Raw genomic sequence first — 19,619 nt, 5'->3', positions numbered from 1 at the left:
ACTCATCCCGTATGGGTTTGCGACGCTGCCCTGACCAGGTTCAGTGACTGGATGACCATCTTCTTGGATGAAAAATGGCGGATCAAAACATAGGCGCATGCCAGCAGGAAGCCCAGCACCAGGCCGATCAAGGCCGATTGCGGCATGCCCGGGCTGCGCTGTGTCGGCAGCATTGGGTTGGCGATGAAGCGCACTTTGTCGAAATAGCGCGATTGCGCATCAAGATTGGCGATGGCAATGCTGTTGTAGACCCCCATCTCAACGTCGTCTTCCAGATTGAGCTTGAGCGTATCCTTAACAGAGGGCAGCGCTTTCAGGAATGCCTCGCCCGAGCTGCTTTTATCCAGCAGGGCCAACATTTTTTCATAGTATGACAGCCAGAGGCCGTTGATGCGCTGATCGCGCAGGATCCTGGGCAGGCTTTGCTTCATGTCGGCGATATGTGCTTCGATTGCAACCAGCTGGGTGACCGGGGAAAGGTAGCGTTCACCACCTTCGGTAATCGATACCAGCTGTCGGTTCTCTGTCTTGGCCGAGTCCGGGTACTCATGCAGAATGGCTTGCATGGATGTGCGTTTGATTTCAGCCTGCTCAAGCTTGTATTTGGTATCGAAGGTGCTGTTCTCCAGCTTCTTTTGCTTGTTGAGCAGATCGGTGTACTGGGTGCGCAAAGTATCCCTGTAGCTCATCAGGATAGCCGTATCGCGCAAGTAGTCGCCCAGCACCAGCACACCGCGCTGAGCCAGTTCCGGACTGCCCGCCTTGAAGGCGATGGTCAGGCCGGAGATGCCTGATGCCGTGTCCTTGTTGGCGGCGTCAGGCAAGTCTTTTAATTCAGCTTTGGTGACCGGATAGATCGGCTGGATCAGCTGCAAGGTCTGTTTTCTATCGCCCAATATTGCACCGGTCCGCTCAAGCCCGGCCAAGGCAGAGGCCGGGCGCGTTTTGGCAAAATTGTTCCAGCGCGCAGGATCTTCAATGCTTGCCTGAAGGCGTTTAAATTCGGGCAAAGACAACTCGAACTGAAAATAGCCTTCGCTTTTATAAGTGCCCAGGAACCATCCGGCAAGACAGGCGATAACCATTGCACAGATGGCGAAAATCGCGACAGTGGACTTTGCTTTCAAGACCGCATTGAACATTTCGTCCAAAGGGAAATTGTCTGAGTCGGATGGGAGTTTGGCATCTTGCATGATTGATAAACAATGTCAAAATAAAGTATTTCAAATTGTAACACTCGCCTATCGTACCCCTTGTTTGGTTTGTATTAACTTTAAATCAAAGTAGTTTCTGTGGGAAATAGTGATGCAAAAACACCACAATTGCGCATATTGCATTGTGTAAACAATAATAAAAATTCTGTGTGGAAATAAATTATGCAACGTGCGCGAAACTGCTATGGACTGTGCTTGGCTAGGCGGAGCAAGCTATCAGACGAGGTGGGAGATCAGGAAGTGGCGAGGAACCAGAAAATATTTCCTCGGAAAAATAGAAAAAGGGTCTGCGAAAAACGCAAACCCTTTTCTGTATAACAAATTACTGGTGGGCCCCCCCAGAGTCGAACTGGGCACCAACGGATTATGAGTCCGCTGCTCTAACCAAGCATGAGCTAGGGGCCCAATTCCTCAGGGCGCTGTCATGCCGTACTTATGGCGTCCGCATACTCAAGCAAACACGACAGCATCGCAAAACCAATTCCGTATTATAGAAAAATACCGGAGCGAAGGGTAGCCGAATTACAGTGAATCATCCAGAAATTAGCGACGGATTCACTGCAAGCCTCAATTACCTTCGAGGAAGCTCTTCAACTTGTCGGAACGGGAAGGGTGGCGCAGCTTGCGCAGCGCTTTGGCTTCTATTTGGCGGATCCGCTCGCGCGTCACGTCGAACTGCTTGCCGACTTCTTCCAGCGTATGGTCGGTCGACATTTCGATGCCGAAACGCATGCGCAATACCTTGGCTTCGCGCGGGGTGAGCGAATCCAGGATGTCCTTCACTACGCCGCGCATCGAGGCATGCAATGCCGCATCGGCTGGCGCCAGCGTATTGTTGTCCTCGATGAAATCGCCCAGATGGGAATCGTCGTCGTCGCCGATCGGCGTTTCCATCGAAATCGGTTCCTTGGCGATCTTCATGATCTTGCGGATCTTGTCTTCCGGCATTTCCATCTTGATCGCCAACGTTGCCGGATCCGGCTCGGCGCCGGTTTCCTGCAGGATCTGGCGCGAGATGCGGTTCATCTTGTTGATCGTTTCAATCATGTGCACCGGAATACGGATGGTGCGCGCCTGGTCGGCGATCGAACGGGTGATGGCCTGGCGGATCCACCATGTCGCATAGGTCGAGAATTTATAGCCGCGGCGATATTCGAACTTGTCGACCGCTTTCATCAAACCGATATTGCCTTCCTGGATCAGGTCCAGGAATTGCAGGCCGCGGTTGGTGTATTTCTTGGCGATCGAGATCACCAGGCGCAAGTTGGCCTCGGTCATTTCGCGCTTGGCCATGCGTGCTTTCTTTTCGCCGGCGCCCATCTTCTTGTTGATGCCGCGCAGGTCGGGCAATGGCAGCACGACGCGCGCCTGCAGATCGATCAGGCGTTGCTGCAACTCCTTGACTGCAGGCACATTGCGGCTGAGCACAGTGCTGTAGGCATGGTTGCCGTTGACTTCGCCGTCGACCCAGTCCAGATTGGTTTCGTTGCCCGGGAATACCTTGATGAAATGCGGGCGCGGCATGCCGCACTTGTTGACCGCGACGTCGAGGATCTGCCGTTCGATCTGACGCACTTCATCGACTTGGCCGCGCAGGGTGTCGCACAATTTTTCGACAACCTTGGCGGTAAAGCGGATGCCCAGCAATTCGTTGGAGATGATTTCCTGCGCCTTGACGTAAGGCTTCGAGTTGTAGCCTTCCTTTTCAAACGCTTTGCGCATCTTGTCGAACTGGGTCGAGATGGTTTCAAACTTGCCGAGCGCATCGCGCTTCAGCTGTTCCAGCTGTTCCGCCGAGAAGCCCGCAGCGCCGGATGTCGAACTGGCGTCATCCTCTTCTTCGTCTTCTTCTTCCTCTTCCTCTTCTTCGTCGCTGTCTTCATCGACAGCCGGCGCAGCGGCGCTGGCAGCCAGCGCTTCGTCGGTCTGGTTCGGATCTACCAAGCCATCGACGATTTCATCGATCTTGATTTCATCCTTGCCGATCTTTTCAGCGGCCAGCAGGATTTCGGCGATCGTGGTCGGGCAGGCGGAGATGGCCTGGATCATGTCCTTCAGGCCGTCTTCGATGCGCTTGGCGATTTCGATTTCGCCTTCGCGTGTCAGCAGTTCGACCGAACCCATTTCGCGCATGTACATGCGGACCGGGTCGGTAGTGCGGCCAAAATCGGAGTCGACGGTCGACAGCGCGGCTTCCGCCGCGGCTTCTGCATCGTCGTCGCTGGCGACGGTCGCCACGTTATCCGACAACAGCAGTGTTTCTGCATCAGGCGCCTGCTCGTAGACGGCGATCCCCATGTCGCTGAAAGTACCGATGATGCCTTCGATGGCTTCCGGATCGATAATGTTTTCAGGCAGGTGATCGTTGATTTCGGAGAACGTCAGGAAGCCGCGCTCCTTGCCCATCTTGATCAGGGTCTTGAGCTTTTGGCGGCGTGCTTCGAGTTCTTCTTCGCTGGCTTCGGTGTCGGACGAGAAGGCATCCTTCAGCAAAGCCTTTTCCTTGGCTTTGCGGTCCTTGGCCTTGGCCTTGTCGACGGCTTTCAGTTCAGCGCGTTCGACCGCGTTCAGCGCCGCGACTTCATCATTCTCTGGCTGGAATTCTTTTGGCTTGCGACCACGACGTCCAGGTACCTTCACCGACGGCAGAATGTAGCCAGAGGTATCAATCGCCGCCAGGGTTGCGGCATCCGTGGTTTGACTTACGCCTGATCCAATCATCACGCTAACGTCGGCTTTAACAGGCGCCGCCGCTACATTTTTGGCTGATTTGACGACTTTGAGTTGTGGTTTCTTGTTTGTCACAGGGGCTTTCGATTTCACAGATACTGGTTTTGCAACAGTTCTTGACGCTTTCGTGGTCGTTGCAGTTGCTTTAGAAACTACTTTCTTGCTAACAGGCTTACTGACTGATGGCGATGTTTTAGAAGAAGCGGCCGTTTTTTTAACGGGAGACTTCGGTGTCGGGGAGGAGGCGCTTGGCCTGGCCGCAGCCGGCTTCGTGTTTTTAACGGGAGATGTCAGGGGTTTTGCGGGTCTCTTCATTGCATTCGCCATGGAATCAAATACCAATCTGGTTACACTGATTTGCGCTATGGGTGCCGCTGCCTGTACTCTGTCCGTTGTCGAGAAGCTTAAATCGTTGACAGAATCTTCTGCGCACCGGTTCTTACTGCTTTCCTCACTACCTTCCTATCCATCTAAATCAATCTGGTGCTACTATCAATCGAACGCCAAAATCGCGCTCAACTTGGCAAGCTCTAAGGCTTTGAATCTAAAGCCTTTAATTATAGCATATGGAGGTGCCATCCTCCAATGCAAGCGGCCTTGCGACGCCGCCGGATTTTCGCGTTTTGGCGCGATGTGCTTGTATTTTAAGCACTTTCTAGCGCAAATTCATTTCCGTTTCAGCCTCGCGGCGCAACTGTTCTTGCTTTTGCATCAATTCCCGGTAGCGATTGCGGGCCTCTTCCGTGCCCAGTCCGGTCGCTGCCAGCTGATCAAGTTCATCCTTCAATATCTTCATTTTAGTCTGGCGAATCGCACCCGCCAGTTCTAATCGCGCTGCTTCCGTTTCAGATTCCGATTCCGCCGCGATTTCCGCGATCAGCGATTCAAAATCTTCGCCGCCTTCCCGTAGATGTTCTGCCAATGTTGCAAAATTGGCCTGATCGCCCATTTCATGGCTGGCGGTGATCAGGCGCGCCAGCATTTCTGCCCGGTCGGGGGCGAAATTGGCAACCGCGTCCAGGGCGGCATCGTCCAGTTCCGAGGCAAAAGCCGGATGCGCCACCAGCAGACGGATGATTTGCCGTTCCAGCCCGACCGGCGCCTGGCGGTTGCTGCGCGGCGGCGCGCGGCGCGCGGCGGCGATCGGCTTGCTCAGTTCAAACAAGGCTTCGATTTCGCTCGGCGTCGATTGGGTCAGCTGGGCCAGGCCGCGCACGATCTGCAGCCGCAGCGAGGAGGGCGGCATCAGCTGCAGCAGCGGCTTGGCGTCGTACTGCGCCCGCGCACGGCCTTCGGACGTGCTCAAATCGGCTTCGCCGGTGACTTCGTTCAGTAAAAACTGCGACAGCGGCATGGCGTCATGGATCTGGCGCTCAAATGCTTCCGCTCCCATTTCCCGCACAAAACTGTCGGGATCGTGTTCCTGTGGCAAGAACAGGAACTTGATGATCTTGTTGTCGGTGGCGTGCGGCAGGCAGGCATCCAGTGCCCGCCGCGCGGCTTTGCGGCCGGCGCGGTCGCCGTCGAAACTGAACACCACGTGGTCGGTCTGGCGCAAGAGCTTATGCACGTGGGTCGGCGTGCAGGCGGTGCCGAGGGTGGCGACCGCTTGCGGGAATCCCAGCTGGGCCAGCGCCACCACATCCATATAGCCTTCGGTCACCAGCACGTAGCCGGCGTCGCGGATTGCCTGCCGCGCCTCGAACAAGCCGTACAGTTCGCTACCCTTTTGAAATAGGGGCGTTTCCGGCGAATTCAAGTACTTCGGCTCGCCGCTGTCCAGCACGCGGCCGCCAAATCCGATGACTTGTCCCTTGGTATTGCGGATGGGGAACATGATGCGGTCGCGGAAGCGGTCATAGCGCTTGCGGTTATTGCCCTCTTCATCGGTACGGTCGATGACCAAGCCGGCTTCGACCAGCGCCGTGACTTCGTAGTCGGGAAAAACATGGCGCAAGCTATCCCAGTTGTCGGGCGAGTAACCGAGGCCGAACTTGGCTGCTACTTCACCGGTCAGGCCGCGCCGTTTCAGGTAATCGACGGCATTCGGTGCAGTACGCAGCTGCTGCCGGTAAAAATCGCAGGCCGCGCTCATGGCATCCGACAGGGCCAGGCTTTTGGCCTGGTATTCAGCTCTTTGCGCCGGCGGAATCTTGTCGTCGTTGTCCGGCACCGTCATGCCGACGCCTTGCGCCAGGTCCTTGACGGCTTCGACAAAGCCGAGGCCGGAGTACTCGATCAGAAAACCGATCGCGGTGCCATGGGCGCCGCAGCCGAAGCAGTGATAGAACTGCTTGGTCGGGCTGACCGTGAAGCTGGGTGATTTTTCGTTATGGAAAGGGCACAGGCCCATCAGGTTGGCGCCGCCTTTTTTCAGCTGCACGTACTTGCCCACCACGTCGACTATATCGACGCGGTTGAGCAGGTCCTGGATAAACGATTGCGGGATCACTTGGACTCGACGGCAGGCAGGGCTATGGCAGGAATGTCAGGTGCTCAGGCTTGGCTGAGTGCGGCTTTGATCAATGCCGAAACCGCTCCCATGTCGGCACGGCCGGCAAGTTTCGGCTTGACGATGGCCATGACCTTGCCCATGTCTTGCGGGCCGGCCGCGCCGCTGGCGCTGATGGCGGCAGCAACTTCAGCCTGGATTTCCGCGTCGGACAGGCCGGCAGGCATATAGTGGGAGAGAATCGCCAGTTCGGCTTTTTCGATATCGGCCAGGTCCTGGCGGCCGCCGGCTTCGAACTGGCTGATCGAGTCCTTGCGCTGCTTGATCATTTTTTCGATGATCGCCAGCACATGGCTGTCGCCCAGTTCGATGCGTTCGTCGACTTCCTTTTGCTTGATGGCTGCAGTGATCAGGCGGATGGCGCCCAGTTTGGCAGTTTCCTTGGCGCGCATCGCGGCCTTCATGTCTTCGGTAATCTGTTCTTTCAAGCCCATGCAGTTCTCCATTCGGTGGTGTTTTCCATTGTAGACGGGAAAAACAAAATTGCTGGATTGTGATGCCGGATAGTTACCCGGTTACGCAGCGCCGCGGTCAGCGCCGCCGTTTCGCGACCTGGAAAACGGCAAAACCCGCTGCGGAGCAACACCGGAGCGGGTTTGTAACGCAATTCAGTCAGCCGCACAGAGTGCGGTGAAGAATCAGTTCAAATATTAGTACAGTTTCTTCGGCAATTGCTGGCTGCGAATGCGCTTGTAATGACGTTTCACAGCAGCTGCCAGCTTGCGCTTGCGCTCAGCTGTTGGCTTTTCGTAAAATTCACGTGCACGCAACTCAGTCAACAGACCTGTTTTTTCAATAGTGCGCTTGAAGCGACGCATCGCAACTTCGAAGGGCTCGTTTTCTTTAAGACGAATTGTGGTCATGTAAATTCAAACCAAGTTTGTGTAGGGAAGAGCGAGATTATAGCTGGGAAAACGAATAAATGGAAGTGTTATCCCAGCCGGTCTGCAGATTGCCGTTTATTTGCAACAGCTGTCCCGGTTAGTTTGCTGTCTTGGGGCGATTGCGATCCAGGAACATTGCCAGGATGACGCCGAGCGACGCACCAAGAATCAGGCCGACGACAAGGAATATCGATAATTTTGGAGATGCAGGACGCTCCGGGACGTAAATGGCGTCGACTATCACAGTCGGGAAGGTATTGGTCTTTGTATGTAAATCAATCAACGCTGCGTGTTCTGCGGTCAGGCTGCGAATTAAATCATCTTGTTTGGAAATAAGATTGATGGCGATGACGCTTGGCTCGAACTTGCCGCCGCTTGGCGACGCAGATGCGTTCTTGAGATTGGCTTCCAGGCGGGTCTTTTCGCTTGCAGCTTCAGTCATTTGCAGGCTATTGATTGTAATCCTGTCATCGAGATTTTTAATCAGGGGCGCTAGGCGAGCGTCGTGGGTCTTGATTAAAGCCTGTATGGCGGCGTTCAAGTAGGCTTTTGCATTTTCCTGGGAGAAGGCAGCGACGCTGACGTCGACGAAATTGGTATTTTTACCCGGGGTCGCTTTAAGCGTTTTACGCAGGAGGTGGGTGCGGTCATCTTTAAGTTCGTCCAGCGGCAGACCTACCGAAACCAGTGCCTGGTCCTGTAACTGGCGCTGATTGAAGCGCTCCGCTGCCTGGGCAGTCGATTCGATCAGGGCTGTAGGATTCACGGGCAGCTGGCCAATCTGCAAGGCCGCCGTGGCTTTCCATTCTGCCGGGGTCATGCGCCAGACCCCGCCAGCTGCAGCAATCGCAACGACGATGCATGCCAATAACAGTGCCCAGCGTCGTTTGATGCTGCCCCATATTGCGCCGAGATCAATGAGTTCTGCGTCTTCGATTTGGCTAGAATTGTTATTGTCTGAGAAATTATTTGCCATGAGATAGTTTATCTGATCAGTCCGGTTAATTTTATTATCATTTGTTAAATATTATTTTACAGCAACGAAAGTCTGATGGACGCTTGCGCTGAATTTAAATTGCCAGCCCCGCTGCACTGGCGGACGCCCAGGCCCACTGAAAATTGTAGCCGCCGAGCCAGCCGGTGACATCGACTGCTTCACCGACAAAATACAAGCCCGCTACCTGATTGGACATCATGCTCTGCTGAGATAGTTCCCTGGTGTCGATGCCGCCGAGAGTAACTTCTGCCTTGCGATAGCCTTCGGAGCCGCTCGGCTGGATAGTCCAGCGGTTGACGGCCTGTCCCAGGTCCTGCAGCAAGCGGTCGGGAATGTCAGCCAGGCGGCCTGCCGGGTCTAGCTTATTTGCCTCGATGATGCCTTGGGCCAGTCGACTGGGCAACCACTGCGCGAAGACGTTGCCAAGGTTTTTTTTAATTGAGGACTTTCCCTCAATTAAGGTTTTGGCAATGTCAATTTCCGGCAAAAGATCGAGCTGCAGCGGCGTGCCGCTTTTCCAGAAACTGGAAATCTGCAGAATCGCCGGGCCGGACAGGCCGCGATGCGTAAACAGTAAGTCTTCCCTGAATTCGCCGCGGTTCTTTTTATCGCCCGTGACAACTTCGACCGGCAAGGCAATGCCGGCCAGGGGCAAGAATGGTTGCCATGCAGCGGAATCGAAGGTCAGCGGCACCAGTCCCGGCTGTGTTTCGACCATGCGCAGACCGAACTGACGGGCGATGCGATAGGCAAAATCGGTGGCGCCGATCTTCGGGATGGACAAGCCGCCGGTAGCGATGACGACATTGCTGGCAAGTATCTCTCCCGCACTGCTGTCGATCCGGAACAGTTCGCCGCTCTTGCCGATATTGGCGACGCTGCAAGGCATGCGCCAGCTGACGTTGCCCAGGTCGCACTCGGCTTTAAGCATGGCGATGATCTGTTCCGAGGAGTCGTCGCAAAACAATTGGCCTTTGTGCTTTTCGTGATAGCCGATCCGATAGCGCTTCACCAGGCTGATGAAATCTTGCGGCGTGTAGCGCGACAGGGCGCTTTTGCAGAAATGCGGATTTTGCGACAGGAAATTCTGCGGTCCAGCGTTGACATTGGTGAAATTGCAGCGCCCTCCGCCGGAAATGCGGATCTTTTCCGCCAGTTTGGCGGCGTGATCAATCACTACCACTGTCTTCCCACGCTGACCGGCGACCGCGGCGCACATCATGCCTGCGGCGCCGGCGCCAATGACGGCGACATCAAATTGTTTTTGCATCGATCTTAATTAAGTATTTATTATTATTTATTGGAGTTATTGGTAGTACGGCGGCGGTTCCTGTCCCATCCACAGTTCAGACGACAAGCGCATCATGTCGTTCAGCGAGCCACGCTGAGCAAATGTCTGTCGCAGCCAGCCAGCGTCGCTCAGTCGCCCTTCAGCCATATGGCGCAGGCGTTTCAAGGTCAGCTGCTCGGCTTCGTTCTGAGTATACCGCTGTAAGTCTTGCAGGTGGCCTAGAAGATGCTCATAGATCGGCTGTTTGGACGAGTCGGCGGGGTTGCTTCCGTGTATGGCGATAGAGCCGGCGAGGCCATAACGGCTTGCCTCGAAACGGTTGTATTGATACAACAGGTAGAAATCGTTGGTGATCACGAACGGCCGTTCGGTCAGGATCCAGCGCGCCAGCAACTGCGCGTAGCAGCCCAGGTGCGCCGCATGTTCAATGGTCAGGGGCGTGTCGCACACGCGAATTTCAACCGTGCCGTACTCCGGCTTGGGGCGGATATCCCAGTAAAAATCCTTCATGCTGCCGATGATGCCGATGCGCAGCAGTTCGTCGTAGTAAGTCTCGAAATCGGACCAGCGGGTGAGCGTCGGCGCCGTACCCGATAAAGGGAAGGCGCGCACTACATTGCTGCGCGAGGATTCGAACTGGGTATCGGCGCCCTGGTAAAACGGCGAGGCGGCCGAGAGCGCAATGAAATGCGGCACGAAACGCGAAAACGCATGGGTCAGGTACAGCGCGTCATCGCCGTTGGGCACGCCGACATGGATGTGCTGGCCGAACACAGTAAATGTCTTGGCCAGGTAACCGTACTTTTCATGCAAGTGATGGAAACGCTCGCTTGGGGTAATCCGCTGTTCGTTCCAGTGCTGGAATGGGTGCGCGCCGCCGCCCGAGACGTCGATGTTGAGGTATTGCGCACCGCGGTTCAAGGCGGCGCGTAAACCTTTCAATTCCTCGATCAAATGGTCGACCCGGGTATGGACATCGGAATTCAGCTCGATCATGCCTTGCGTCATTTCCAGCTTGATCTGCTTTTGCAGATCGCGCGGTTCGATCCAGGTCAGCAGATCGACGGCGTCGCTGGCAAGGTTGTAGTTGCGGCGATTCACCAATTGCAGCTCGAGTTCGATCCCCATCGTAAACGGGGCGGAGCTGGTGAAGGGCAAAATTCCGGCGGCGGTCGCTTCCGTGTTGGCAGCGCCGCCTTGTGTGTTGTCGCTCATGGGGTCCCTTTCATTCGCGTCCGCTTTCACCTGATTTGATCAGGGCAAACTGGGTGGCGATCGGCCCCAGCAGTTCCAGGACGATCAGGCAGCCGGCCAGCAGGGGCAGGACATCGGCGGTGGTATTGGGGTAGAGATAAGCCGTGGTTTGCATCAGTCCCAGGCCGGCTTCGGTCATGGGCAGCGTGCCCAGCGTGATGAGCGCCGCCTGCTTCCATTTCATCTTGGCGAAATGCGCGAACGTGAATACGCCGCAAGCCATGGCGATAAAACGCGCAGCGATCAGCACGGCGACCGAAGCGCCCACCATCGACAGGTCGGACAGGCGGATCGAGGCGCCGATCGTGATGAACAGCATGACGATGAACAATTCGTTGGCGACGCCGAACTCAAGTTCCATCAGATCGTACTGGTGATCCAGGTTCTTCGACATGATGGCGAAGATCAGCATGGTCAGCAAGATCGGCAGCTGCAGCGCGTGGGCGGCGCCGATCGCCAGCGTGATGACCGCGATCACCAGCACGAACTGGCGGCTCGGCTGGCGGCCTAGCAAGCGCGCCAGCGGAATCATCAGGCGATAGGTCAGGTAGGCCAGCACCAGCGAACCGAACAGCGAATACATGGTGTGCGCCAGCAAGGTGCTGAAGGGCGTCGCGCTTTCGTGTGCAACCACCGGCAGCAAGGCGTAGGCGGCCAGCAGGGCCACAAAATTATTCAGCGCAGTCATGGCGGCCAGACGGCGCGTCACCTGGCCCTCGGCCTTGAGGTCGCGCACCACCACCATCACTACCGCCGGCGCCGTGGCGATGGCCAGCACGCCGCCCAGCAAGGCCAGCACGCGCGAGGTGCCAAACCAGATCAGGGCGCTGCTGACGAACGCGAAGCACAGCACTGCGCTCAGCATGACGGTGGCAAGCAGCCATTTTTCGCGGCGCAGCCAGCCGATATCGACATAGCGTCCAAGCTGATAGATGACCAGCGCCATTGCCATGTCGGCAAAGATGTTGGCCAGCTTCAGGACGTCGCCGGACAGCAGGTCAAGCCCGCCGACGCCTAACAGGAAGCCGACGATCAGGTAGCCGGTGATGCGCGGAAACCAGGGGTTTTTCGTGACGATGTGGCCGCCCACTAGCCCGAACAGCAGCAAGCTGCCGAACAGTAACAGCGCATTCCATTGGATGGGCTGTGCTAGCGCAAAGGGCGGAAGAGTCCAATCCATGGATCCTCCAGAAAGTTAGTCTTGCAGCGTCAATGCCATGCTGGACAAGATGCCGTATGGGCAGATGAATGGGTTTGCTGAAATGCTTGCCTTACGTCTTGTGAAGCGCACTCTCCTTGTCTTGATTATATTGGCGTTGCGCTATTTCATTTGCTTAAGGTATTTCTTAAGTAGATCCCATCCTGATATTACTCGATGGCATCTTTATCACGTTGACTGCCAGATAGTACATGCATCTGTCTGGCTCTCGCGATTCAGTGTGGTTTGTTCTTCTTCGTAAAAATTAGTTCCCTTGGGAAATTGAACCTGTTGCGTCGGGGACTTTTTCCTTGCTGCCGAAAGCCGCCAGATCGTGCTGGATATATAAGCTGCGGCAAGCCATCAGGCATTGTTCCACCTGGGCGGCAATCGGCTTGGGAATCAGTTCCGGTTGCAGCAATGCCCGCTGTATCCAGCTGGCGGTGCTGAACGCATCGCGCTGTTCGGGGAGCGCCGGGACGTCATTGGCGATTTCTTGCTTCTCGACCAGGGTGGTCTGCGTCGCGGCATGAAACCAGTCGATTTTTTGCGCTTTCCTGGCGTTCGCCACGGTTTCGCCCTCCGTGCCGCGCATCAAGAACACATCGCCACGCTGCGCCGCTGCCGTTGTCATGAAGTATGAGGTGAGCATGGTCAGGTATTCCGGATGGGTATACGAGCTGAGGCGCAAGGCCGGAACCGCAAACGGCTGCATGATCTTGACCAGCGTGTGGGTTGAGTTGCGGACTCCCAGTATCCTGCGCATGGCCAGCAGGCGCGCCATTTTCGGCGCCAGCGCCTCAATCGGCATGAAGGCCGGCAAAGCTTGTTCAAAACATGCTTGCGCCTGGCTGATGTCACGGCAAAGCGGTTGCCCCAGCGCCTGGAAAATTTCCGCACTGGCGACGCGGCCTGGATCGGTCAGGACCCCATGCATCAGCACCGGCACGCCTTCCCGCGCCAGCAGCAGCGCCAGCAAAGGGGTCAGGTTGGCCATGTGGCGCGCGCCGTTGTAGCTGGGGATGACCACCGGTGCGTAAGGCCGCGCCGCGCCGGACCAGCCGGGCAGCGCGATCTGTGTAAACGATGCTTCGGCAGCATCCAGGAAACCAGCGATTTCTTCTACCGATTCACCTTTGATGCGCATCGCCAGCAGGATGCCGCCCAGTTCCAGGTCGGACACGCGGCCATCCAGCATGGCAGCATACAGGTCATGCGCGTCGCCGCGCGTCAGGCTGCGGGCGCCATCCTTGCCGCGCCCGATTTCCTTGATGAAGCGGGCAGCGGCGAACGGTTCGGCTGAAGGAGTGTTTGTCATGGATTGCAAGCTAATGTGATTTACCCGCTGTGATGCGGGCGAGAATATGTGCAAGGATTTTACTTTACCCGCCAGAGCACAGGCCCATCGGGTAGAATCGTCGCTCAAAACGGTTCTTTGTCCCTGGCGGAGCATGCCCTGTGCACTGCTCGCGCATATGTAGTATCTCTTATCCGGGCTTATATGGCATTCGATCCTCGCCAGCTTGAAATATTACGGCCGCAGCTGGTGCGCTTTGCTGCGCTGCAGTTGCGTAATGACGCCCTGGCCGAAGATGCTGTGTCGGAAACGATACTGGCGGTGCTTGAGCATCCCGACCGCTTCCAGGAACAGTCCTCGTTCAAGACCTACGTCATCGGCATCCTCAAGCACAAATTGCTGGACCAGTTACGGCGCGGCAAGCGCGAGGTGCAATTGGGCAGTGACGAAGACGGCGACCGCAGCGACGCCGACATGATGGATGCCTTGTTCACGCCCGCCGGACATGCCATGGAGGCGGCGCCCAGCTGGGGGAATCCGGACCAGACCCTGGAACGCAAGGAGTTTTTCGATATTTTGCAGTTATGCATCGATAAGCTGCCCGCCAAGACCGGGCGCATTTTCATGATGAGAGAATGGCTGGAACTGGATACCGATGCCATCTGCAAGGAACTCGACATCACGGCCGCCAACGCCTGGGTGCTGCTGCACCGGGCGCGCACCCGGCTCAAGGAGTGCCTGCAGCTGACCTGGTTCGGCGCCCAGGCGTGACATCTTGCAATATTCAAGAGAATATCCATATTAATTGTAAGTTTGTAAGTATTTGAAACATGGCGCGACCAATCCCTGCTGATGCACGCCTGCCCAGCCTTTAATTTACTTTTATGCCCTATAAACGCCTGATTCCCCATTGCCGCGATACCCAGCAGCTCCTGTCCCAGGCGCAGGACAGCAGTCTGTCGCCGCTAACCCGGGCGCGGGTGCGCGTGCATTTGTGGACCTGCACGGCTTGTACCCGTTTTTCGCAGCAGCTTGTTTTCATGCGGGCTGCGATGCAGCGGCTCGGCAAGGATTAATCTTGCCGGCGTGGAGTAGCGGCCACGCTTTCCTTTACAATGCTGCATTGCATACACACTGTCCCATCCATGATTGTTCTCGGCGTTGAATCTTCCTGTGACGAAACCGGCCTTGCGCTCTATGACACAGAGCGCGGCCTGCTGGCGCACGCCTTGTATTCGCAGGTCGCGATGCATGAACAGTATGGCGGCGTGGTGCCGGAACTGGCTTCGCGCGACCATATCCGGCGCGCGATCCCGCTGTTGCAGCAGGTACTGGGCGAAAGCGGCATCGAGCGTCACGACATCGACGCCATTGCCTATACCCAGGGGCCCGGCTTGGCAGGCGCGCTGCTGGTAGGCGCATCGATAGCCTGCGGCCTTGGCCTGGCGCTGGACAAGCCGATGCTGGGCGTGCACCACCTGGAAGGCCATCTGTTGTCGCCGCTGCTGGCGAGCGATCCGCCCAGCTTTCCCTTCGTCGCCTTGCTGGTGTCGGGCGGCCATACCCAGCTGATGCGGGTCGACGGCGTCGGCAAGTACGCCTTGCTGGGCGAAACCCTGGATGACGCCGCCGGCGAAGCGTTCGACAAGTCGGCAAAATTGCTCGGCCTCGGCTATCCGGGCGGCCCGGCGATTTCGCGCCTGGCGGAGTTTGGCGATCCGTCTGCCTATCAGTTGCCGCGGCCGATGCTGCACTCGAAAAACCTGGATTTCAGTTTCTCCGGTCTCAAGACCGCGGTGCTGACGCTGGTCAAGAATCATCCCGCGAATATTTGCGAGCAGGACAAAGCCAATATCGCACGCGCTTTTGTCGATGCGCTGGTGGAAGTGTTGCTGGCGAAATGCCTGGCCGCGCTGAAGCAGACCGGCCTCAAGCGCCTGGTGATCGCCGGCGGTGTGGGCGCTAACCTGCAGCTGCGCGCGGCATTGAACGCCGCTGCCGAAAAGCGGCGCTTCCGGGTGTATTACCCTGAGTTGGAATTCTGTACGGATAATGGCGCGATGATCGCATTTGCCGGCGCCATGCGTTTGCAGATCAAGCCGGAAGCGGCGCAGCGCAACTATGCCTTCAATGTGCGGCCGCGCTGGCCGTTGAACGAACTTGGCATCTGAGCATTAGCAAAATCCCGGCTAGGCGTATAATGCGCGACTGTGGTACAAAACATGCCAGGGAGGATGCTTAAATGACAACCTGGTTTGTGGCGCTGCTGAAGGCGCTGCCGCAATCATTTGGCTCATCATCCATGAGCTGACACGAAATTCACGAATTCAATTGAAAGCATTAGTGCCTTTTTACGGACACAGGACCCAACCGGCCCCTGGATTCGTTGTTTGAGTGCAACTTGCACCGAAGGCCGCCAACTACCATGTCAGACACACAGTCCGAGATTCAAGCTGAAGCAGCAGTGCCAACCACACCCTCCGTCCGTTTCGCCGACTTCGGGCTGTCTCCAGATATCCTGCGCGCGCTGAGCGATCAAGGCTATGTGCATCCAACGCCGATCCAGGCTGAAGCCATCCCTATCGTGCTGCAAGGGCGCGACGTCATGGGCGCGGCGCAAACAGGGACTGGCAAGACCGCCGGTTTTTCCCTGCCGATCATCCAGCTGCTGCTGGCGCACGCCAACACCAGCGCCTCGCCGGCGCGCCATCCGGTGCGGGCGCTGATCCTGACGCCGACGCGCGAACTGGCGGACCAGGTTGCGGACAACGTCAAGGCGTATTGCCGCCACACGCCTTTGCGCTCGACAGTGGTGTTCGGCGGCGTCGATATCGCGCCGCAAATCGCAGCCTTGCGTTCCGGCATCGAAATCGTGATTGCTACTCCGGGACGCCTGCTGGACCACGTGCAGCAAAAGACCGTGAACCTGTCGCAGACGCAGATCCTGGTGATGGACGAAGCCGACCGCATGCTCGACATGGGTTTCCTGCCGGACCTGCAGCGCATCATCAATCTGCTGCCGAAGGAGCGCCAGAACCTGATGTTCTCGGCCACTTTCTCCGGTGAAATCAAGAAGCTGGCAGGGACTTTCCTCAAGAATCCGGTCACCATCGAAGTCGCGCGCAGCAACGCCACCGCCGACAACGTCACGCAAACCATGTACCGGGTGGATGAGCAGACCAAGGCCCAGGCGGTGTCGTTCATCATCAACGAACGCAAGCTGAAGCAGGTCATTGTCTTTTCCAACACCAAGATCGGCGCCTCGAAACTGGCGCGTCATCTGGAAAACGAAGGCGTCAAGGCGTCGGCGATCCATGGCGACAAAACGCAGAATGAGCGCATGGCGGCATTGGAAGCGTTCAAGCAGGGCGAGATCGAAGTGCTGGTGGCGACCGATGTCGCGGCGCGTGGCCTGGATATCGCCGAATTGCCTTGCGTGATCAATTTTGATTTGCCATACAACGCCGAAGACTATGTACACCGTATCGGCCGCACCGGCCGTGCCGGCGCTTCCGGCGATGCGATTTCCCTGTATGCCGATAAAGACGAGCGCTTGCTGGTCGATATCGAAAAGATGATCAAGTACAAATTCGTACGTGCCGAACTGACCGGCTTTGTCGCCAAGCCGTCGTCCAGCCCAGAACGTTCGGGGCGTCGGGAGGGGACCGACGGTCGTGGTGAACGTGGTGAGCGCGGCGAGGGCCGCAGCGATAGCCGCAGTGCCTCCTCACCCTCCAGTCGCAGCCAGCAGCATACGCGCAGCGCCTATACCTCGACGCCAACCGGCGGGCGCCGGGAAAAAATCGATCCGTGGTTCCTCAAGCCTTATGAGCCGACGGCCTCGGCGGATGTGCCTCCTGAGGCTGCGGCGCCTGCAGGCGGCTCCATCAAGTCGCCCAAGGTCAAGCTGGCGGCATTGCTGGGCGGCGTGCCCAAGAGCTGATTTTTCATCCCGGGCGGGTCGCTTCCAGATTCGCCCACGCCGCAGTGGCCAGCGGCCAGAATGCGGCGATACTCTCGACTTGCCCGATATCCAGTCCCAGGAACCAGGCCGCCTTGTTGAGTGCTTGCAGCGGCTGCGTCATGTCGATCGCCTGCGCGCCGTTTTGCTTGGATAGCTTCTCCCCGTCGGCATTGGTAATCACCGGCACGTGCAGGTATTGCGGCGTCGCCAGCTGCAGCTGGCGCTGCAGGTAGATCTGGCGGCCGGTCGAGTCCAGCAGGTCGGCGCCGCGCACCACATGGGTCACGCCTTGTTCGGCATCATCCACCACCACCGCCAGCTGGTAAGCCCAGTAGCCGTCGGCGCGCTTCAGTACAAAATCCCCCACTTCGATCGCCAGATGCTGCTGTACGCGGCCAAGCCAGCGGTCGTCGAAAATGATCAGTTCATCGATATGCCCTGGATCCGGCACCCGCAAACGATAGGCGCGGGCCGGCTTGCCGACCGGCAGGCCGCTGCGGCAGGTGCCGGGATAGACCGCGGCGCCGTCGGCGGCGACGCAGATGCGCGAATCGACGATTTCGCGCCGCGTGCAGCCGCAGGGGTAGGCCAGCCGTCCGAGCCGGTCAAATGCCGCTTCATAAGCCGCTCCGCGCCGGCTCTGGAACACGACCTCGCCATCCCAATGCATGCCGAGTGCGTCGAGGTCTGCCAGGATCGAGTCGGCGGCACCGGTCGCGGTACGGGCTTCGTCGACATCTTCCATGCGCAGCAGCCAGCGGCCATGGCTGGCCTTGGCGTCCAGGTAGCTGGCCATCGCCGCCACCAGCGAGCCGGCATGCAAGGGGCCGGTGGGGGAAGGGGCGAAGCGGCCGATATAGTTTGCTTGATTAGACATTGTTGCTCGATTCATGAGGAGATGCCTGCGGCGCCGGCGATCCGAGCAAGGCGCGCTGGGTGGCCGGTTCGCTGAGCTGGGCGATGAACCATTTGAGGGATTTTCCCACGGCTGGCGTGCGCCAGGCGATCTGCGTCTTGTCGCTGGGCTTGGCCTCGGTGGTTTGTTTTTCGATCAGGGCGCCGGAGGCAAAATAGGGGGCGGCCATCCAGCGCGGCAGATGGCCGCAGCCGAGGCCGCTCAGCTGAGCCTGCAATTTGGCCATGACGGAAGGCACGGTCAAGATATCCTGGCCATTCAGCAGGCCGGAATTAATGCTGGGCAAGGTGCGGCCGGTGTCGCCGACGGCGATCGCGCGATATTGCTGTACCAGGCCTGCGGTCAGCGGCTCCGGGGCGTGTTGCAGGGGATGGCCGGGAGCCACGGCGAAGGCCCAGTCGATCGTGCCCAGCTGGCGGGTCTGGAAGCCGCCGCTCATGCGGATGCTGTCGGGGCCGCCGTGAGGGGCGCCGATCACCAGGTCGGCGCGGTCGAACAGCAGGGCCTCCCACACGCCGGACAAGGCTTCGTGCGAGATGCGCAGGCGCGTACCGGCATTCTGGCGATCGAAAGCGTCGATCAGCGGCAGCAGGCTGTCAAAGGAAATGATACTGTCGAGGACGATACGCAGCTCGACTTCCCAGCCGGTGGCGGCACGCTTGACGCGCCGTTCAAGTTCTTGCGCCGCCAGCAGCAGATGGCGCCCTTCGGTCAGCAGTTCGAGTCCGGCCACGGTCAGTTTGGCGCGATGGCCGCGGCGGTCGAACAGCAGCACGTCCAGGTCTTCCTCCAGCTTGCGCACGCTGTAAGTCAGCGCAGAAGGCACGCGATCAAGCTCGATCGCGGCAGCGGCAAAGCTGCCTTTGCGATCTATCGTATCCAGAATTTGCAGGGCTTCCAGCGTCAGTTTCATTATTGCTTGAAGAGTAAAAACAGATAACGGGCATGCCAGGCCCGGACATACGATTATTGTTAAAATTTCATTCAGATAAATTGAATGATATATCGAAATTTTGCCACTGTCCCAAGCTATTTCTTGCGTCTATAGTGCCAAGTAATGCAGTGGATAGTTGTATGGATTTTCTATAGTGAAATTATTTTTCGCATATAAGGCGAGCGGACTTGTATTCTGGCAAGTCATGCTTAACTGACTGCTGACGCCGTTTTTGGTTCGCCGGAGCGGAAGTTTTTCAGGCCTGTATCGCCATCGTTTTTTCGTTGTTAAGTGTTCACGAAAAACGAATTTCAGATTTTGATCCGTAGCCGGTGAAGAGCTTTTCAATCTCCGTGTCGATGGTTTCTTTTGTCCATGTGACGAAACGGCGCCAGTGATACTTGGCGTGCTTCCAGAGGATTTCGATC

At 57.4% G+C, this 19,619-nt stretch carries 16 protein-coding genes and 1 tRNA gene; 4 read left to right on the top strand and 13 right to left on the bottom strand.

From position 1 onward, the window contains the following. Positions 1–2 precede the first annotated feature (2 nt). The 11 genes from VNZ65_RS18615 to ybiB form a co-directional block, all read right to left on the bottom strand. Positions 3–896: a hypothetical protein gene (locus VNZ65_RS18615; RefSeq protein WP_325671648.1), complete on the bottom strand. Its 894-nt coding sequence runs from the start codon at positions 894–896 to the stop codon at positions 3–5. Between the two features lie 644 nt (positions 897–1,540). Then, positions 1,541–1,619: transfer RNA gene (locus VNZ65_RS18610), tRNA-Ile, on the bottom strand. A gap of 162 nt (positions 1,620–1,781) precedes the next feature. Next, positions 1,782–4,019, bottom strand: a complete 2,238-nt coding sequence (gene rpoD / locus VNZ65_RS18605) for an RNA polymerase sigma factor RpoD (RefSeq protein ID WP_414649174.1) — start codon at positions 4,017–4,019, stop codon at positions 1,782–1,784. A 580-nt stretch (positions 4,020–4,599) separates the two neighbouring features. Continuing rightward, on the bottom strand, positions 4,600–6,396 hold the full coding sequence (gene dnaG / locus VNZ65_RS18600; RefSeq protein WP_061937878.1) for a DNA primase: 1,797 nt from the start codon (positions 6,394–6,396) through the stop codon (positions 4,600–4,602). A 44-nt stretch (positions 6,397–6,440) separates the two neighbouring features. After that, the gene (locus VNZ65_RS18595) at positions 6,441–6,890 is read right to left on the bottom strand and encodes a GatB/YqeY domain-containing protein (protein ID WP_325671644.1); all 450 of its coding nucleotides are present in this window, start codon (positions 6,888–6,890) and stop codon (positions 6,441–6,443) included. A 216-nt stretch (positions 6,891–7,106) separates the two neighbouring features. Next, positions 7,107–7,319, bottom strand: a complete 213-nt coding sequence (rpsU, locus tag VNZ65_RS18590; RefSeq protein WP_005665410.1) for a 30S ribosomal protein S21 — start codon at positions 7,317–7,319, stop codon at positions 7,107–7,109. 118 nt (positions 7,320–7,437) lie between these two features. Further along, positions 7,438–8,316, bottom strand: a complete 879-nt coding sequence (locus VNZ65_RS18585) for a Wzz/FepE/Etk N-terminal domain-containing protein (RefSeq protein WP_325671642.1) — start codon at positions 8,314–8,316, stop codon at positions 7,438–7,440. 94 nt (positions 8,317–8,410) lie between these two features. Then, on the bottom strand, positions 8,411–9,607 hold the full coding sequence (locus VNZ65_RS18580; protein ID WP_325671640.1) for an NAD(P)/FAD-dependent oxidoreductase: 1,197 nt from the start codon (positions 9,605–9,607) through the stop codon (positions 8,411–8,413). 36 nt (positions 9,608–9,643) lie between these two features. Next, positions 9,644–10,843 carry a YbdK family carboxylate-amine ligase gene (locus VNZ65_RS18575; protein ID WP_325671638.1) on the bottom strand — a complete coding sequence of 400 codons (1,200 nt, stop codon included), beginning with the start codon at positions 10,841–10,843 and terminating at the stop codon, positions 9,644–9,646. 10 nt (positions 10,844–10,853) lie between these two features. Then, positions 10,854–12,062, bottom strand: a complete 1,209-nt coding sequence (locus VNZ65_RS18570) for a cation:proton antiporter (protein WP_325671636.1) — start codon at positions 12,060–12,062, stop codon at positions 10,854–10,856. A gap of 283 nt (positions 12,063–12,345) precedes the next feature. Continuing rightward, positions 12,346–13,398, bottom strand: a complete 1,053-nt coding sequence (gene ybiB / locus VNZ65_RS18565; protein WP_325671634.1) for a DNA-binding protein YbiB — start codon at positions 13,396–13,398, stop codon at positions 12,346–12,348. A gap of 183 nt (positions 13,399–13,581) precedes the next feature. Here ybiB and VNZ65_RS18560 point away from each other — a divergent pair, with 183 nt between their 5' ends. The 4 genes from VNZ65_RS18560 (at position 13,582) to VNZ65_RS18545 (ending at position 17,320) form a co-directional block, all read left to right on the top strand. Continuing rightward, complete coding sequence (locus VNZ65_RS18560; protein ID WP_325671632.1) at positions 13,582–14,148, top strand: sigma-70 family RNA polymerase sigma factor; 567 nt, start codon at positions 13,582–13,584, stop codon at positions 14,146–14,148. A 113-nt stretch (positions 14,149–14,261) separates the two neighbouring features. Next, on the top strand, positions 14,262–14,453 hold the full coding sequence (locus VNZ65_RS18555; RefSeq protein WP_325671630.1) for a zf-HC2 domain-containing protein: 192 nt from the start codon (positions 14,262–14,264) through the stop codon (positions 14,451–14,453). A 69-nt stretch (positions 14,454–14,522) separates the two neighbouring features. Further along, a complete protein-coding gene (gene tsaD, locus VNZ65_RS18550) occupies positions 14,523–15,548 on the top strand; it encodes a tRNA (adenosine(37)-N6)-threonylcarbamoyltransferase complex transferase subunit TsaD (RefSeq protein WP_325671628.1) in 1,026 nt (341 codons plus the stop codon). A gap of 254 nt (positions 15,549–15,802) precedes the next feature. Then, positions 15,803–17,320: a DEAD/DEAH box helicase gene (locus VNZ65_RS18545; protein WP_325671626.1), complete on the top strand. Its 1,518-nt coding sequence runs from the start codon at positions 15,803–15,805 to the stop codon at positions 17,318–17,320. A gap of 4 nt (positions 17,321–17,324) precedes the next feature. On the opposite strand, the gene gluQRS is transcribed toward VNZ65_RS18545, so the two are convergent. Then, positions 17,325–18,218, bottom strand: coding sequence for a tRNA glutamyl-Q(34) synthetase GluQRS (gluQRS, locus tag VNZ65_RS18540; protein WP_325671624.1), 894 nt, complete (start codon positions 18,216–18,218; stop codon positions 17,325–17,327). After that, positions 18,211–19,170: a LysR family transcriptional regulator gene (locus VNZ65_RS18535; RefSeq protein WP_325671622.1), complete on the bottom strand. Its 960-nt coding sequence runs from the start codon at positions 19,168–19,170 to the stop codon at positions 18,211–18,213. Before VNZ65_RS18535 ends, gluQRS begins: the two co-directional genes overlap by 8 nt. Between the last annotated feature and the right edge of the window lie 449 nt (positions 19,171–19,619).

This window comes from Collimonas sp., from assembly GCF_035566555.1.
In the GTDB taxonomy this organism is placed as follows: Bacteria; Pseudomonadota; Gammaproteobacteria; order Burkholderiales; family Burkholderiaceae_D; genus Collimonas.
Note: the sequence above shows the minus strand (reverse complement) of the source record. Positions and strands in the feature narration are given on the sequence as shown.